This window comes from Nocardioides convexus, from assembly GCF_011090295.1.
Window position 1 is genome coordinate 4726499 of sequence record NZ_JAAMYA010000001.1, and the last position, 14700, is coordinate 4741198.

A 14700-nucleotide genomic window follows, 5' to 3' on the forward strand; every position below is an offset into this window, starting at 1 on the left:
CCGGTCGGCCAGCAGGTCACGGTCGACGGCACCCGGCTGACGGTGATCGGCGTGCTGACCTCCTCCGGTGCCTCTTCCAGCGGGACGAGCGAGGACGACCAGGCCGTCGTACCCGTCGGGACGGCGAGCCGGCTGACGGGCAGCACCGCCGGCACGGTCTCCACGATCTACGTCGAGGCACGCAGCGAGGCGACCCTCGCGGCGGCGTACCAGGAGGTGCAGGCGCTGCTCGCGAACCGCCACGACGTGACGACCGCCGACGCCGACTTCTCCATCGCCACGCAGGACTCGCTGGTGGAGACGGCCAACGAGACCAACCGGACGTTCACCGTCCTGCTCGGCGGGGTCGCGGGGATCTCGCTGCTCGTCGGCGGGATCGGGGTCATGAACATCATGCTCGTCTCGGTGACCGAGCGGATCCGCGAGATCGGCCTGCGCAAGGCGCTCGGCGCCGCGCCGCGGGTGATCCGCCGGCAGTTCCTCGTCGAGGCGTCCCTGCTCGGCCTCACCGGCGGCATCGTCGGCGTCCTGGTCGGCGTGGCCGGTGCCCAGGTGCTGCCCCACTTCATCGACCAGACCGTCGCGATCTCGGCGCTGGCGACCCTCGCCGCCCTCGCCACCTCGCTCGCCCTCGGCGTCGGCTTCGGGGTCTACCCCGCCGGCCGCGCCGCCCGACTCACCCCGATCGACGCACTCCGCAGCGAGTGACGCACCCGAAGGAGAGCTCCATGAACCTCGCCACCTTGACCCGGCCGGTAGGCGCCGCCACCTGCGGGCTCGCACTCGCCGCGCTGCTCGCGGGCTGCGGTTCCGACGACGCCACCGACAGTGCACCCGCGGCGTCCGGCTCGTCGGCTGCCGCTCCCGGCAGCGGCGGTCCCGGTGGCGGCGGGATGCCCGGCACCTCCGGCCTGATCGCCGCCGTGGACGGCAGCACCCTGCAGGTCCAGAACCAGATGACCGGACAGGTGGCGGTCACCTTCAACGGCTCCACCAAGGTCACCGACCAGGCCGCGGCCACGCTCGCCGACGTCACCACCGGCGCCTGTGTCGTGGTCCGTACGGCGGACAGCGGCTCCGCCTCGGCCGGCACCGACGCCGCTCCGAGCGCCGTCACCGCGTCCTCCGTCGCGGTGTCGGCCGCGACCTCGGACGGCTGCGCCGGCGGCTTCGGCGGCGGCCCCGGCGGCGGCCCCGGCGACACGGGCAACGGCCAGCGTCCCTCCGGGATGCCCACGGACCGCCCCAGCGACCTGCCGTCCGACGCGGCGGGTCGCGGTGGCCGGCCCGGCGGGTTCGGCACCGTGGGCGAGGTGACGTCGGTGTCCGACGGGAGGTTCGTGGTGGAGGGCCCGAACGGTGACGTCACCGTGACGGTGGGCTCCTCCACGACGTACACCCGGCAGGTGGCATCGACCTCGAAGGCGCTCACCCAGGGCCGCTGCGTGCGGGTCCAGGGCGACGCCGACGACACCGGCGCGGTGACGGCCTCGACCATCCAGGTCAGCGATGCGGAGGACGGCCAGTGCGTGCGCTGATCCGGTCGCGCAGGGTCGCGCTGCCGCTCGCGGTGCTGGCACTCGCGGGGAGCGGGGTGGCGGCGTACGGCGCCGTGGGCGACGACGGCCCCAGCCTACCGCACGGTCCGCGCCGAGGTCGGCTCGGTCGAGCAGGAGCTCACCGTGTCCGGCACGATCGCCCCGAGTGGCAGGCTCGGGTCGGCCTTCGGCACGAGCGGCACCGTCGCCGCGGTGAGGGTGGCCCAGGGCGGTCAGGTCGAGGAGGGCGACGTGGTCGCGGTCCTGGACCGGGCCTCGCTGCGGGCCGCCGTCGACAAGGCGAGCGCGAGCCTGGCCGCGGCGAAGGCCCAGGCTCGCCGAGGACCGGGACGCCCAGACCACCGCTGTCAGCACCGCCACGACGAGCACTCCGGCGACCACCACCTCGCGGGCGAAGACCGGCACGACCACCACGAGCCCGACGACCACGCCGCAGAAGCAGGCCGCGAACCCGCAGGCTGGCCTCGCAGCAGGACGCCGTGGTGAAGGCCCAGACCGCGGCCAGCACGGCCCTCTCGGCCGCGGAGAAGGCGCTGTCGGGCCAGCAGGCCGCGTGCGCCGACCCGGTCACGACCCCCGGCGAGCCGACGGCGACCACCACCCCCACGGACGGTACGACGGACGCGCCCACCACCGGCGCCGCCACCAGCGCGGTCCTCAGCCAGGCGTGCACCGACGCGCTCACCGCCGTGCAGTCCGCACAGACCGCCGCGGGCCAGGCGCAGACCGCCTTGCAGAAGGCGCTGACCACGCTCGGCGGCACGCTGACGAAGGCCCTCGGCTCGGCCCAGAGCACCCAGAGCACCCAAAGCAGCCCGAGCAGCCAGGGCAGCCAGGGCAGCCAGGGCAGCCAGGGCCAGTCCGCCTCCTCCACGCCCGCGGCATCGGCCCCGGCCGCCTCGACCGCCGGCTCGGCCCAGGGCGGCGGCCAGAGCGTCACCGCGGCCACCCTCGCCCAGGACCAGGCCTCCATCGACCGCTCCGCGGCCGGAACCGCCTCGGCGAAGGCCGAGCTCGCCGGGGCCGTGGTCCGCGCGCCCGCCGATGGGACGGTGGTCTCGCTCGCGGTCGCGCAGGGTGCCGCGGTCTCCGCCGGGGACACCGTCGCGACCGTCGTCGCGCCCGGGCTGACCACGGTCTCCGCGGAGGTGAGCGCCGCGCAGGCCGCGCAGGCTGGGGCCCGGCCTCGACGTCGAGGTCACCCCGGCCGGTGCGACGGAGCCCCTCCCAGGAGCCGTCAGCCGGGTCGAGCACGTCGCGACCAGCACCTCGGGGACCTCCTCCGGCGCCACGGGGAGCCTCCGAGCCGACGTACACGGTGGAGATGACGCTGGACCAGCGCGACCTCCAGGCTCGCCGACGGCATGCCGGCGACCGTCACCGCCGTCGTCGGCTCCGCGCGGGACGTCGTGGTGGTGCCCGCGTCCGCGATCAGCGACGGCACGGTGAGCGTCGTGAAGGACGGCACCGCGCAGCGGGTCCGGGTCAGCACCGGGATCGTCGGTGCCACCGTCATCGAGGTCACCGACGGGCTCGCGAAGGGCGACGAGGTGGTGCTCGCCGACCTCGACGCGGACCTGCCGTCCGGCGACGGCAGCCAGCAGGGGACGGGTGGCTTCGGGGGAGGCGGCTTCCCCGGCGGCGGTACGCCGCCCGCGGGCTTGCGGATGCGCGGCTGACAAACCCCTGGCGCGGGGGCGCTCCGGTGGGTCACCCTGCGAGGGTGGGTACGTGGACGAGCGCGGTCTGGTCCGGCGAGGAGTTCCTCGCCGGCCTCCGCGAGTTCGTCACCGCCGCCGTGGGGGAGCCCGCCACGATCGAGCCGGCCGGGCGGCAGCCCTGGTCGGCGGTGTGGCGGGTGCGCGCGGGATCCGGGACGTCGTACGTCAAGCAGAACTGCCCGGGCCAGGCGCACGAGGCCCGTCTCGTCGCCGAGTTCGCCACCCTGGCTCCCGACCAGGCTCGTCCCGGTCCTGGCCGCCGATCCCGCGCGGGACCTGCTGCTCACCGCCGATCTCGGGCCGACGCTCGCCGACCTCGGGCGCTCCGGCGACGTCGCCACCTGGTGCCGCGTGGTCGCGGAGTCGGCTGCCCTGCAGCGCCGCCTCGTCACCACCGGCCTCGCGACGCCGCTGACCGTGCTCACGCCCTGCGACGCCTCGACCTACGTCGCCGACGCGGTCGGCCGTCTCGCCGCGCTCCCACCCGGCGACCCGCGGCGACTCGCCCCCGCCACCGCGCGCCGTCTCGAGCGGCTGCTGCCCACCATCGACCGCTGGGCCGACGAGGTCGAGGACCTCGGCCTCCCACCGACCCTGGTCCACAACGACCTGCACGCCGGCAACGTCGTCCCGCTCGACGGGACGCTGCGCTTCTTCGACTTCGGCGACGCCCTCGTCGCCGACCCGCTCGGGAACCTGCTGATGCCGCTCGTCACCGCCCAGCGCGAGACTCCACGCGCCCGATGACGACCCGCGGCTGCGGCGGATCGCGGACGCCGGGCTGGAGGCGTGGAGCGACCTGGCGCCGCTGCCCGCACTGCGCGCCGCTCTGCCCGCCGCTCTCCAGGCTCGGCCGGCTCGCCCGGATCGAGTCCTGGCGGCGCTGCGTGGCGTCGATGACCGAGGCCGAGCGCGAGGAGTACGGCTGGGTCCCCGCCCACTACCTCGCGCTGCTGCTCGAGGGCCCGCCCGTCGGCGCTACGCCGAGCGCGGCGCGTACATGATCACGGCGACACCGACCAGGCAGACCAGGGCGCCGATCACGTCGTACCGATCCGGGCGGAAGCCGTCCGCCACCATGCCCCACAGCAGCGAGCCCGCCACGAACACGCCGCCGTACGCCGCCAGGATCCGGCCGAAGTGGGCATCCGGCTGCAGCGTCGCCACGAAGCCGTAGGCCCCGAGCGCGACCACCCCGGCTCCGATCCACAGCCAGCCGCGGTGCTCGCGCACGCCCTGCCAGACGAGCCAGGCGCCGCCGATCTCCGCGATCGCCGCGGCGACGAAGAGCGTGATCGAGCGCAGCGTGTCCATGGGGTGATCCTCCCAGAGACGCGGCTCAGGCAGTGCCGACCAGGTCCGCGACCAGGGCGGTGACCCGCTGCTTGATCTCGTCCCGGATCGGCCGGACGGCATCGATGTCCTGTCCGGCGGGGTCGTCGAGCCGCCAGTCCTCGTAGCGCTTGCCGGGGAAGAACGGGCAGGCGTCCCCGCACCCCATGGTGATGACCACGTCGGACTCCTGGACCGCCTCCGTGGTCAGCACCTTCGGGGTGGCGGTGGTGATGTCGACGCCCTCCTCGCGCATCGCCTCCACGGCGACCGGGTTGATCGCGTCGGCCGGCTCCGAGCCCGCGGACAGCACCTCGATGCGGTCGCCGGCGAGGTGGCGCAGGTAGCCCGCGGCCATCTGGGAGCGGCCGGCGTTGTGCACGCAGACGAACAGGACGGTCGGCTTGGTCATGGGGTCTCCTCGGGCAGGGGGTAGAGCAGGCGGACCAGGCCGAGAGCGAGCAGGCCGCCGGCGAGCCTGGGCGAGCAGGAACGGGAGGACGGAGGACGGAGCGATGCCCGCGAAGGTGTCGGAGAACATCCGGGCCACGGTGACGGCGGGGTTGGCGAAGCTCGTGGAGCCTGGTGAACCAGTACGCCGCCGTGACGTAGCCCGCGACGGCGTACGCCACCGTGTCGCCGCGACCCGAGCGGACGCTGCCGAAGATGATGACGACCAGGCCGAGGGTGGCGACCACCTCGGCCAGCCACAGGTGGCCCCCGGTGCGGTCGGTCCCGGAGACCGAGACGGCGTCCGGGTCGAACATCAGGTTCGCGATCACGACCCCGACCAGGCCGCCGGCGACCTGGGCGGCCACGAGTGCCGCGGCCGTGGTCGTCGAGACGAGCCCGAGCGCCCGCTCGACGAGCGTCACGACCGGGTTGAACGCCGCCGAGACCGGCTGCAGCGCGAGGATCAACGCCACCAGGGCGGCCCCGGTGACCAGGCTGTTCTCCATGGTCTGGAGCCCCGTGTCGCCGGGGGAGAGGCGCGCTGCCGCGATCCCGGAGCCGACGACCGCCATGACCAGGAACGCCGTGCCGACCGAACCGGCGGCGGCCCGGCGAGCGAGCTCACCGGTCACCGGCGACGCCGCCGATCAGGGTTCCGAGGTCGGCCAGGGCCTCGCGGCGGATCGCGTAGTAGACCCAGACGCCTCGCTTGGTGCGATCGAGCAGGCCGACCTCGTGGAGAACCTTCAGGTGGTGGCTGATCGTGGGCTGGGAGAGGTCGAAGGCGTCGTTCAGGTCGCAGACGCAGGCCTCGCCGTCCGCGTGCGAGGCGACCAGGGACAGCAGCCGGAGCCGCACCGGGTCGGCCAGCGCCTTGAGCAGGGGTGCGATGCGCTCGGCCCGTTCGCGCGACAGCGGCTCCTGGGTCAGCGGGGAGCAGCAGGCGACCGTCTCCGTGGGCGTGAGCACCGGCAAGGACTTCGGCATGTGTCTATGTTGACAGCCATCGATATCCCGGTGCAACGTAGAGGTCAAGACATTGACATTCATCGATATCTAGGAGCCTCTCCATGTCCCGTCTCCAGCTCGCCCTCGACGTCGAGGACCTCGACACCTCGATCGCGTTCTACAGCCGGCTGTTCGGCACCTCGCCCGCCAAGGTCCGTCCGGGCTACGCGAACTTCGCCATCGCCGAGCCGCCGCTCAAGCCTGGTCCTGATCGAGAGCCCCGGACGCGGCGGCTCGCTCAACCACCTCGGTATCGAGGTCGAGGACACCGCCGGGGTGGACGTGATCCAGACCCGGTTGTCGGGCGCCGGCCTGGGCTCGGCGGACGAGCGCGGCACCACCTGCTGCTACGCCGTCCAGGACAAGTTCTGGGTGGAGGGCACGCCCGACGGCGAGCGCTGGGAGGTCTACACCGTCCTCGCCGACAGCCCGGCCCCCGACGCCTCGCGCGGGGCCGGCAGCGCCTGCTGCACGGCGTAGGAACGTTCGCACTAGGGTGGGCGCCCACAGGGGGCGGTAGACCAGTCGGTCAGAGCAGAGGACTCATAATCCTTGGGTCGTGGGTTCGAGCCCCACCCGCCCTACATGGACGCGACGCACTCGGCCGTCATCGTGCCCGTCCCCGCGGCGGAGCCGGTGGTGGGCGCGCACCGCGCCCGCCTGGACCGGGCGGCGACCTGGGGCGTGCCCGCGCACGTCACGGTGGTCTTCCCGTTCGCGCCGCCGGCGGCTCTCGACGAGGCCACCCTCGAGCGGCTCGCGGCGGCCGTGGCGACGGTGCCGCGGGCCACGGTCGCCTTCGACGGGACGGACTGGTTCGGCACGGACGTGCTGTGGCTGGCACCGCGCCCGGCCGAGGTCTTCCACGCGCTCACCGAGGCGGTCACTGCGGCGTTCCCGCGACACCGCCCCTACGACGGCCGGTACGACGAGGTCGTCCCGCACCTCACGGTCGGGCACGACCACCCGCACGCCGACCTGCTGCGCGCCGAGGAGGCCGTGCGTCCGTTGCTGCCCTTCACCGCGGAGGTCGCCGGCGCGGCCCTGTGGGTCGGCACGGACCGGCCGGGCAGGCTGGTCACAGGTCCGGGCGCTCCCGCTCGGCTGAGCACTACTCGCCCCACCCCATCGGGAACACCTCGAACGGCGCTGCGAAGGTGACGCCGAGCCGTGACCCGGTGCCGCGCGCCATCCCCTCCAGGAACTCCCGCGGGTCCCAGTTCTCCCACCCCAGCCCGTCGATGTACGCCGCGTGCGCCTCCAGCGACGCCACGCCGGCGTCGAACGTGGCGGTGGTGTCGACGGCGTGGGTGGACTCGGGGGAGCCGAACGCCCACACCTCCCGTACGCCGCCCCAGGGCTCCAGCCCGTCCACGAGCCTGCTCGGCGAAGACCCACCGGTTCCCCGCGTCGCGGACGGCGTCCACGACCGCCCGACCGACGGCGATGTGGTCGGCCTGGTTGAGGTTGCGCCCGCCCCAGGTGTCGCGGAAGTTGCCGGTGACGACGATCTCGGGACGGTGCCGCCGGACAACCTCGGCGAGGACTCGGCGCAGGGCGACGCCGTACTCCAGGACCCCGTCGGGCAGCCCGAGGAACTCCACCGTCGAGACACCGACGACACGGGCGGAGGCGACCTGCTCCGCCTCGCGCACGCTGCGGCACTCGTCGGGGGAGAGACCGTCGATGCCCGCCTCGCCGCTGGTCACCATGCAGTAGCCGACGCTCTTGCCCTGCCCGGTCCATCGGGCGACCGCGGCGGCGGCGCCGAACTCCATGTCGTCGGGGTGGGCGACGATGCACAGCGCCCGCTCCCAGTCCTCGGTGAGCGGCTCCAGCGGCTCCGGCTGCTCCGGCGTGGTCATGCTCCGAGGATGTCAGACCCCGATCGGCGACGGGACCCGGCTCAGGACACCCGTTCCAGCAGGCGCACCGCGTCGTGCGGCGCGTGTCCCTCGGCGTCGTTGTCGAAGTAGACGAACACGTCCGCCTCCCGGGCCCACACCCGGCACCGCTCGGCCCACCGGTCCAGGGCGCGCGCCGAGTAGCCGGAGTGGTAGAGGCGGGGGGAGCCGTGCAGCCGCACGTGGACCACGTCGCTGGTCACCGCATCGACCTCGGGCCACTTCCCGCCGGTGTCGGCGACGACGCAGCCGATGCCGTGCTCGCGCATCTGCTCCAGCGCCGCGTCGGTGCAGAAGCCGGGGTCCCGGAACTCCAGCACGTGCCGCACCACGCCCTCCACCTCGGACGACGTCACGACCCGGTCCTCGGCCAGCCGTTCGTCGTGCCGGCCGGCCAGTGCGGCCGCCTCGGCGTGGGTGCGCGGCAGGAGGTCGTAGAAGTCGCGCATCAGCGCGGCGTCGTACCGCAGCGTCTCGGGGAGCCTGCCACAGCACCGGTCCCAGGCCTTCGGGCCGAGGGCGAGCACCCCGGAGGCGAAGAAGTTCGCGAGCGGCGCCTCCACGTCGCGCAGGCGCTTGAGGTGGGTGATGAAGCGCCCACCCTTGACGGCGAGCACGAAGTCCTCGGGCGTCGCCTCCCGCCAGGCTCCGGTACGAGGAGGGCCGCTGCAGCGAGTAGAACGAGCCGTTGACCTCCACCGAGGTCACCCGGCGCGAGAGGTACTCCAGGCTCGCGGCGACGAGCGAGGTCCGCCGGGTAGAAGTCGCCGTGCCACGCGGCGTAGGACCAGCCCGAGGTGCCGACACGGAGGGTGCCCATGGCCGGGCGGTGCCCGCGAGGGCTGAAAGCACACCACCCCGGCCGGGCTCACGCGGGCCGGCCGGGGCGGTGTGACGAGGGATCAGCGCCAGACGACGGGCTTGCCCTCGAACTGGTCGTAGCCGGCGTCGTCCGCGCCACCGCTGAACTGGACGCCGTCGACGACCGAGCCCTTGGTGGCCAGGGCGGGGACGCAGGTCGTCGCGGTGTCGCCGGCCTTCGCGTCGTACTCGAAGCCGTCGTTGTCGCACGGCGCGAAGTCGCCCATGACGATCAGGCTGCCGGCCTTGGTCTCACCGGTGAGGCCGTCGAAGTCGCTGCCGCCGGTGTAGCCGCCGAAGCCGTTCGGGCCGGTGGAGAGGATCTTCATCTCGAGGTTGATGTAGAACGGCGTGTAGTCCGCGGCCTTCTTGACCTTCGCGGCCGCCAGGTCGGCGCTGGTGCCCTGCTTGATGCCGGTCACGGTCACCTCGACCGTCGCGGTGCCGTCGGTACCGTAGGTCAGCGGCAGCACGGCCTTCTGGCCGATCTTCAGGCTCGGTGCCGGGAGCGGTCACGTCACCGGCGGGGGCGGTGCCCTCGGTCTCGGTGCTGGCCGACTCGGTGGCTTCGGAGGTCTCCTCGGTGGGGGTCTCGGTCGCCGAGTCCGAGGTGGTCGCCTCCGAGGTCGGGTCGTCCGAGGCGGTCGTCTCGTCGTCGTTGCAGGCGCTGAGCGCGAGAACGGCGAGGAGGGCGGTGGGCAGGGCGAGCCTTGACGGACATGGGTTCCTCTCCCGGGATGACTGGGTCGAAGCCTTGTTTCCCCGCCTCGGTGCGTCCACACCTGTCCTGCCGCGATGTGGCCTATGCCACCCGTACGCTGCCCTCCGTGATCAAGTACCTCGGCTCCAAGCGCACCCTGGTGCCGGCGCTGGGGGAGATCGCGGTCGCGGCGGGCGCTCGCACGGCGGTGGACCTGTTCACCGGGACCACGCGCGTGGCGCAGGGAGCTCAAGCGGCGCGGGCTGTTCGTCACGGCGGCCGACCTCGCGTCGTACTCCGCCGTGCTGGGCGAGTGCTACGTCACCACGGACGCCGGCACGGTCGACCTCGCGGCCCTCGACGCCGAGCCTGGCGCGGCTTGCCGCGCTGCCCGGCCGGCGTGGCTACTTCACCGAGACGTTCTGCGAGCGGGCCCGGTTCTTCCAGCCCCGCAACGGGATGCGGGTCGACGCGATCCGCGACGCGATCGAGCGCGAGCACCCGCCGGACAGTCCGCTGCGCGCGCTGCTGCTGACCAGCCTGATGCTCGCCGCCGACCGGGTGGACTCCACGACCGGCGTGCAGATGGCCTACCTCAAGGAGTGGGCGCCGCGCTCCTACGGCGAGACTCGACCTGCGCCGCCCGGAGCCTGCTCCCGGGCCCGGGGGCCACCGTGACCGGCGACGTGCTCGCCACCGTGGAGGCGCTCCCGCCCGTCGACCTGGCCTACGTCGACCCGCCGTACAACCAGCACCGGTACTTCGCGAACTACCACATCTGGGAGACCCTGGTCCGCTGGGACGCCCCCGAGCACTACGGCATCGCCTGCAAGCGGGTGGACGTGCGCGAGCGGCGCAGCGTCTTCAACAGCCGCCGCACGATGCCGGGCGCGCTCGCGGACGTGCTCGCCCGGCTGCGCGCGGAGGTCGTGGTGGTGTCCTACAACGACGAGTCCTGGATCAGCGCCGAGGAGATGACCGCATCCCTGCGCGATGCCGGGCACCGCGAGGTCGCCGTCCTCGCCTTCGACCGCAAGCGGTACGTCGGCGCGCAGATCGGCATCCACGGCCCCACCGGGCAGCGGGTCGGCGAGGTCGGCCGGCTGCGCAACGTGGAGTACGTCTTCGTGGCCGGTGACCCGGACCGGGTGGAGGCCGCGGCCGCGGCGGGGACCGGGGCTACGGCCGGCGAGCCGATGCGCCTGCGATGAGCAGCCGCTCGCCGCGCCGCACCAGGCGCAGCGTGATGTCCTCGGTGCGCCGTACGCCGCCGGGCAGGGAGTAGCGGTAGGTGTAAACCACCGACATCGCCTCCGGGTCGGGCGTCACCCGCAGGATCTCCGGGTCGTCGATCGCCGTCCACACCTCGCGGTAGCGCGGGCTCTGCTGCTGGTAGTCGCGGGTCAGCAGCGCGAAGCCGCGCCCCGGGTCGTCGCTGGCGGTCCGCACGTAGTCCCGCGCGAAGCGCTCCAGGTCCGCCGCGGTCACCGGCTCCGCCGACCGGGTCGCGCGAGGCTGCTCCTCGGTCGTGGGTGTCTCGCTGGTCCGGGGCTCCTCGGCGCGCGGCGAGCGCTCGGGCTCGTCGGAGCCGGTGAAGAGCAGGGCCGCCCCCAGCAGGCCCAGACCGGCGATCACCGCGGCCCCGGCGATCGCCAGCACCGCGCCGGAGGGGCGCCGGGCACGGGGCGGCGGCGACACCCGGGCGCGCAGGTAGTCCGCGCTCTCCGCCATCGTCGGTCGCTCCCGCGGGTCGGTCCGCAGGGCCAGACTCGGTGAGCGGTGCGAGCCAGCCGGTGCCGCGGCTCGGCGCCGCCGAGCCGGTCGTGACGAAGTTCAGCACCGCGCCCAGCGCCCGGACGTCGTCGGCCTGCGCGTCGGCCGACGACGCGACTCCCGCTGCGTCGACCAGGTGGGCGCGGCCCTCGGCGTCGACCCGAATCCCCGTGGGGGACAGTGCTCCGTGCGCCTGGCCGCGCGTGTGCAGCGCGGCGAGCTCCTCCGCGACCGGGAGCAGCAGCCGCGCCGCGTCGTCGGGGGACAGGACGCCCCGGGTGCGGACCCGGTCCGCGAGCCGGGCGTCGTACGCGCTCACCCGGCCAAGGTAGCCCTAAGAAGCGTCCCCGGCCCCGGAGATGAGCAGGCTTTCCGTCCTCGCGGACCAGGTGCAGGGTGACCGTCTCGGTGCGCTTGCCCTGCTTCGCGAAGCGGTAGCTGTAGGTGTAGGTCACCGTCATGGCGGCGGGGTCGGCGCTGATGGCGAGGATCTTGGGCTTGCTCATCTGGCCCCAGAAGTCGGCGTACTCCGTGCTGGTGCGCTGGTAGGCCGGCGTCAGCATCGTGAAGCCCGCGTCCGGGTCGGTGCTCGCGGTGCGCACGTAGTTCTCGGCGAAGGTCTGCAGGTCCGCGGCGGTCGGCGCCTTGTCGGCAGCGGCGGGCGTGGTGGCGCTCGTCGCGGGAGTGCGGGTCGCGGCCGCGCGGTCGCCGGTCCCGTCGTCCCGGCCCTGCAGCGCGAGCACGGCGACGGTGGCGACGGCGAGGGCGGCCGCAGTGCCGGCGGCAGCCGCGACCACGCGCACCGGGAACGGGCGCCGGGCCCGGGGCGCAGGCGGCGGAGGTGGCGGCGGGGGCATCGGCGCCATCGCCATGGTCTGCTCGGCGAGCCCGCCGCGCGAGGCTCGAGCCTGGTCGCGCACCGCCGCCATGGTGGGCCGCTGCGCCGGGTCGCGCGCCATCGTCGCGGCCAGCAGCGGGGCCAGCCACTCCGCACCCGGTACGACGGGCGGGTCCTCGTGCACGATCCGGTAGACCACCGCCAGCGGGCCGTTGTCGGCGTCGTCGCGGTGGTAGGGCGGGCGGCCGGTCAGCAGGTGCACGAGCGTGGCTCCGAGCGCCCACACGTCGCTGGCGGGCGTGGCCTGCTCGCCGGTGGCCACCTCGGGGGCGAGGTATGCAGGGGAGCCGGTGATCAGACCGGTGCGGGTGAGCGTGGCGTCGTCGGAGCCTGCGGGCGATGCCGAAGTCGGTGAGCTTCGCTCCGCCGTCGCCGGGCGCGAGGATGTTCGAGGGCTTGATGTCGCGGTGCACGATGCCCAGGGCGTGCGCCTGTGCGAGGGCGTCCGCCACCGGTGCGAGCAGCCGCGCGGCCTCGTCGGCCGAGAGCGGTCCCGCCTCGCGCACGACCGCCGACAGCGGCGGGCCGTCGACGTGCTCCATGACGAGCCAGGTGCCCTCGGCGTCGGTGACCAGGTCGTAGACCGCGACGACGTGAGGGTGACCGACCTGCGCGGCCAGGCTTGGCCTCGCGCTCCGCACGCACGCCCTGCTGGTCGGGCCCGGTGGTCGCCACGGTGCGCTTGACCGCGACGGGGCGGTCCAGCACCGTGTCGTGCGCGAGCCACACGGCCCCGCTCGCCCCCTGGCCGATGGTGCGCTGGAGCGCGTACCGGCCCGCCACTGATCGCTCGTTCATGGTTCTTGCAAGGTACCCGCGTCGCCCACGGTGAACCCATTGCTCGTGGGTGTGATCGATGCGGCACTCTTGGACGCGGGAAAGTCCCAGCACCACCTGAACCGAAAGGTACGACGTGTCCGTCGACCCCACCCTCCTCGACGACCTCGCGTGGCGCGGCCTCCTGGCCGAGTCCACCGACCGCGACGCCCTGCGCGCGGCGCTCTCGGAGGGCAGTGTCCGGTTCTATGTCGGCTTCGACCCGACCGCGCCGAGCCTGCACATGGGCAACCTCGTGCAGATCGTGACCGCCATGCGCCTGCAGCGGGCCGGCCACACGCCGTACGCCCTCGTGGGGGCGCGACCGGCATGATCGGGGACCCGCGCGACTCGGGCGAGCGCACGCTGAACTCCCTCGACACGGTCCAGGAGTGGCTGGCCCGGGTGCGCGGCCAGATCGAGCCCTTCCTGTCGTTCGAGGGCGAGAACGCCGCGACGATGGTCAACAACTACGACTGGACCGAGGGCCTGTCGGTCATCGACTTCCTGCGCGACATCGGCAAGCACTTCCCGGTCAACCGGATGCTGGCGCGCGAGACCGTGAGGCGCCGCCTGGAGTCCGGCATCAGCCTACACCGAGTTCTCCTACGTCCTGCTGCAGTCGATGGACTTCCTCACCCTCTTCCGACAGCACGGCGTCACGCTGCAGTTCGGCGGCTCCGACCAGTGGGGCAACCTCACCGGCGGAGTCGAGCCTGATCCGCCGCGCCGAGGGTGGCCACGCGCACGCCTTCGCCACGCCGCTGATCACCAAGGCCGACGGCACCAAGTACGGCAAGACCGAGGGCGGGGCGCTCTGGCTCGACCCGGACCGGATGGCGCCGTACGCCTTCCACCAGTTCTGGCTCAACGTCGAGGACGAGAAGGTCGGCGAGCTTGCTCCGCGTCTTCACCTTCCTCCCGCGTGAGGAGATCGAGGCGCTGGAGGCGCGGCACGCGGAGAAGCCCTTCCTCCGGGAGGCGCAGAAGGTGCTCGCCGACGAGGTGACGACACTGGTCCACGGTGCCGCCGAGACCGAGAACGCCAAGGCCGCTGCCCAGGCCCTCTTCGGCGGGGGAGACGTGACCGCGCTGTCGGCCGCGACCGTCGAGGCGGCGCTCGGTGAGGCGGGGGCATACGACGTCGACGGCTCCGCCGGCATCCCGGACATCGTCGAGTTCGCTGACCTTGACCGGTCTCGCCGCGTCGAAGGGGGAGGCGCGGCGCACTGTCAGCGAGGGGGGCGCCTACGTCAACAACGTGCGCGTCGACGACCCCGCGCACGTGCCCGCTGCCGAGGACCTGATCGCCTCCTCGTGGCTGGTGCTGCGGCGCGGCAAGAAGCGCTTCGCGGGGGTCCGCGTGCGCTGATCCAGGCGTGGATCGAGGCGCTGAGAAGCACGATCGGAACGGTGTGGCCCGGGTCACGTCGTTCCGATTTGTGCTTCTGGGGGAGTGTGCGTAATGTTCTCTGTGTCGCCGGGTGCGGCGGGAAGCAAGACGGCGGTCAGCCGGAGGGCTTCCGGCCCCGCGACCACAAACTTCGGACCAAGGTTCGAGTGCTGGTCGGAAAAGCAAGCCTTGCAGGTTTGGCACGGACCAGGACGAGCGACTAAGGTTTCGCAGCGCACATCGACTCGAAGAAGATCCGGCAACGGAGAACTTCGAAGCGTG

General features: G+C 73.5%; 20 protein-coding genes, 1 tRNA gene and 2 pseudogenes. 11 read left to right on the forward strand and 12 right to left on the reverse strand.

The features are described 5' to 3' along the window. The first annotated feature begins 36 nt into the window (after window positions 1–36). Genes G5V59_RS34920 through G5V59_RS34950 form a run of 7 tightly spaced genes read left to right on the forward strand, consistent with a single transcriptional unit; the run spans window position 37 to window position 4284 of the window. Window positions 37–708: an FtsX-like permease family protein gene (locus tag G5V59_RS34920; protein WP_341351366.1), complete on the forward strand. Its 672-nt coding sequence runs from the start codon at window positions 37–39 to the stop codon at window positions 706–708. A 20-nt stretch (window positions 709–728) separates the two neighbouring features. Continuing rightward, a complete protein-coding gene (locus tag G5V59_RS34925) occupies window positions 729–1538 on the forward strand; it encodes a DUF5666 domain-containing protein (protein WP_278260249.1) in 810 nt (269 codons plus the stop codon). Next, window positions 1526–2887 (forward strand): HlyD family efflux transporter periplasmic adaptor subunit, encoded by a 1362-nt coding sequence (locus G5V59_RS34930; protein ID WP_278259519.1) that lies wholly within the window; start codon window positions 1526–1528, stop codon window positions 2885–2887. Before G5V59_RS34925 ends, G5V59_RS34930 begins: the two co-directional genes overlap by 13 nt. Window positions 2888–2923: 36 nt before the next feature. After that, the gene (locus G5V59_RS34935; RefSeq protein WP_278259520.1) at window positions 2924–3238 is read left to right on the forward strand and encodes a hypothetical protein; all 315 of its coding nucleotides are present in this window, start codon (window positions 2924–2926) and stop codon (window positions 3236–3238) included. A 52-nt stretch (window positions 3239–3290) separates the two neighbouring features. Beyond that, window positions 3291–3695 carry a hypothetical protein gene (locus tag G5V59_RS34940; protein ID WP_278259521.1) on the forward strand — a complete coding sequence of 135 codons (405 nt, stop codon included), beginning with the start codon at window positions 3291–3293 and terminating at the stop codon, window positions 3693–3695. 2 nt (window positions 3696–3697) lie between these two features. Next, entirely contained in the window at window positions 3698–4027 is a 330-nt protein-coding gene (locus G5V59_RS34945; protein ID WP_278259522.1) for a phosphotransferase, read from the forward strand. Beyond that, complete coding sequence (locus G5V59_RS34950) at window positions 4024–4284, forward strand: hypothetical protein (protein ID WP_278259523.1); 261 nt, start codon at window positions 4024–4026, stop codon at window positions 4282–4284. Before G5V59_RS34945 ends, G5V59_RS34950 begins: the two co-directional genes overlap by 4 nt. Here the strand turns inward: G5V59_RS34950 and G5V59_RS34955 are convergent. The 4 genes and pseudogenes from G5V59_RS34955 to G5V59_RS34970 form a co-directional block, all read right to left on the reverse strand. Next, the gene (locus G5V59_RS34955) at window positions 4259–4594 is read right to left on the reverse strand and encodes a YnfA family protein (RefSeq protein ID WP_278259524.1); all 336 of its coding nucleotides are present in this window, start codon (window positions 4592–4594) and stop codon (window positions 4259–4261) included. The genes G5V59_RS34950 and G5V59_RS34955 overlap by 26 nt on opposite strands. A 25-nt stretch (window positions 4595–4619) precedes the next feature. Continuing rightward, on the reverse strand, window positions 4620–5024 hold the full coding sequence (locus tag G5V59_RS34960) for an arsenate reductase ArsC (RefSeq protein ID WP_278260250.1): 405 nt from the start codon (window positions 5022–5024) through the stop codon (window positions 4620–4622). A gap of 280 nt (window positions 5025–5304) precedes the next feature. Beyond that, window positions 5305–5637, reverse strand: a pseudogene (locus tag G5V59_RS34965) (aquaporin); the annotation flags it as partial. A gap of 49 nt (window positions 5638–5686) precedes the next feature. Continuing rightward, window positions 5687–6115, reverse strand: coding sequence for a metalloregulator ArsR/SmtB family transcription factor (locus G5V59_RS34970; RefSeq protein ID WP_341351103.1), 429 nt, complete (start codon window positions 6113–6115; stop codon window positions 5687–5689). A 234-nt stretch (window positions 6116–6349) separates the two neighbouring features. Here G5V59_RS34970 and G5V59_RS34975 point away from each other — a divergent pair, with 234 nt between their 5' ends. Both G5V59_RS34975 and G5V59_RS34980 read left to right on the forward strand, forming a co-directional pair. Further along, entirely contained in the window at window positions 6350–6553 is a 204-nt protein-coding gene (locus tag G5V59_RS34975; protein WP_278259525.1) for a hypothetical protein, read from the forward strand. Window positions 6554–6583: 30 nt separating this feature from the next. Further along, window positions 6584–6657 (forward strand) — tRNA-Met (locus G5V59_RS34980). Here the strand turns inward: G5V59_RS34980 and G5V59_RS34985 are convergent. The 5 genes from G5V59_RS34985 to G5V59_RS35005 form a co-directional block, all read right to left on the reverse strand. Next, complete coding sequence (locus G5V59_RS34985; RefSeq protein ID WP_278259526.1) at window positions 6655–6948, reverse strand: hypothetical protein; 294 nt, start codon at window positions 6946–6948, stop codon at window positions 6655–6657. The genes G5V59_RS34980 and G5V59_RS34985 overlap by 3 nt on opposite strands. Window positions 6949–6984: 36 nt before the next feature. Then, entirely contained in the window at window positions 6985–7938 is a 954-nt protein-coding gene (locus G5V59_RS34990; protein ID WP_278259527.1) for a PIG-L deacetylase family protein, read from the reverse strand. A gap of 41 nt (window positions 7939–7979) precedes the next feature. After that, window positions 7980–8594: a DUF72 domain-containing protein gene (locus G5V59_RS34995; protein WP_278259528.1), complete on the reverse strand. Its 615-nt coding sequence runs from the start codon at window positions 8592–8594 to the stop codon at window positions 7980–7982. A gap of 285 nt (window positions 8595–8879) precedes the next feature. Continuing rightward, entirely contained in the window at window positions 8880–9311 is a 432-nt protein-coding gene (locus tag G5V59_RS35000) for a hypothetical protein (RefSeq protein WP_278259529.1), read from the reverse strand. Window positions 9312–9355: 44 nt separating this feature from the next. Continuing rightward, on the reverse strand, window positions 9356–9559 hold the full coding sequence (locus G5V59_RS35005; RefSeq protein WP_278259530.1) for a hypothetical protein: 204 nt from the start codon (window positions 9557–9559) through the stop codon (window positions 9356–9358). Window positions 9560–9840: 281 nt separating this feature from the next. Between G5V59_RS35005 and G5V59_RS35010 the strand changes: the two genes are divergently transcribed. Beyond that, window positions 9841–10749: a DNA adenine methylase gene (locus G5V59_RS35010; RefSeq protein ID WP_278259531.1), complete on the forward strand. Its 909-nt coding sequence runs from the start codon at window positions 9841–9843 to the stop codon at window positions 10747–10749. Here G5V59_RS35010 and G5V59_RS35015 read toward each other — a convergent pair. The 3 genes from G5V59_RS35015 to G5V59_RS35025 are packed head-to-tail and all read right to left on the reverse strand — an operon-like array spanning window position 10718 to window position 12992. After that, window positions 10718–11236, reverse strand: coding sequence for a hypothetical protein (locus tag G5V59_RS35015; RefSeq protein WP_278259532.1), 519 nt, complete (start codon window positions 11234–11236; stop codon window positions 10718–10720). The genes G5V59_RS35010 and G5V59_RS35015 overlap by 32 nt on opposite strands. Further along, on the reverse strand, window positions 11170–12507 hold the full coding sequence (locus tag G5V59_RS35020) for a protein kinase (RefSeq protein WP_278260252.1): 1338 nt from the start codon (window positions 12505–12507) through the stop codon (window positions 11170–11172). The genes G5V59_RS35015 and G5V59_RS35020 overlap by 67 nt, the downstream gene beginning before the upstream one ends. Next, window positions 12504–12992 carry a hypothetical protein gene (locus tag G5V59_RS35025; protein ID WP_278260388.1) on the reverse strand — a complete coding sequence of 163 codons (489 nt, stop codon included), beginning with the start codon at window positions 12990–12992 and terminating at the stop codon, window positions 12504–12506. The genes G5V59_RS35020 and G5V59_RS35025 overlap by 4 nt, the downstream gene beginning before the upstream one ends. 130 nt (window positions 12993–13122) lie before the next feature. On the opposite strand from G5V59_RS35025, the pseudogene tyrS reads away from it, so the two are divergent. Beyond that, window positions 13123–14397, forward strand: a pseudogene (tyrS, locus tag G5V59_RS35030) (tyrosine--tRNA ligase). Window positions 14398–14700 lie beyond the last annotated feature (303 nt).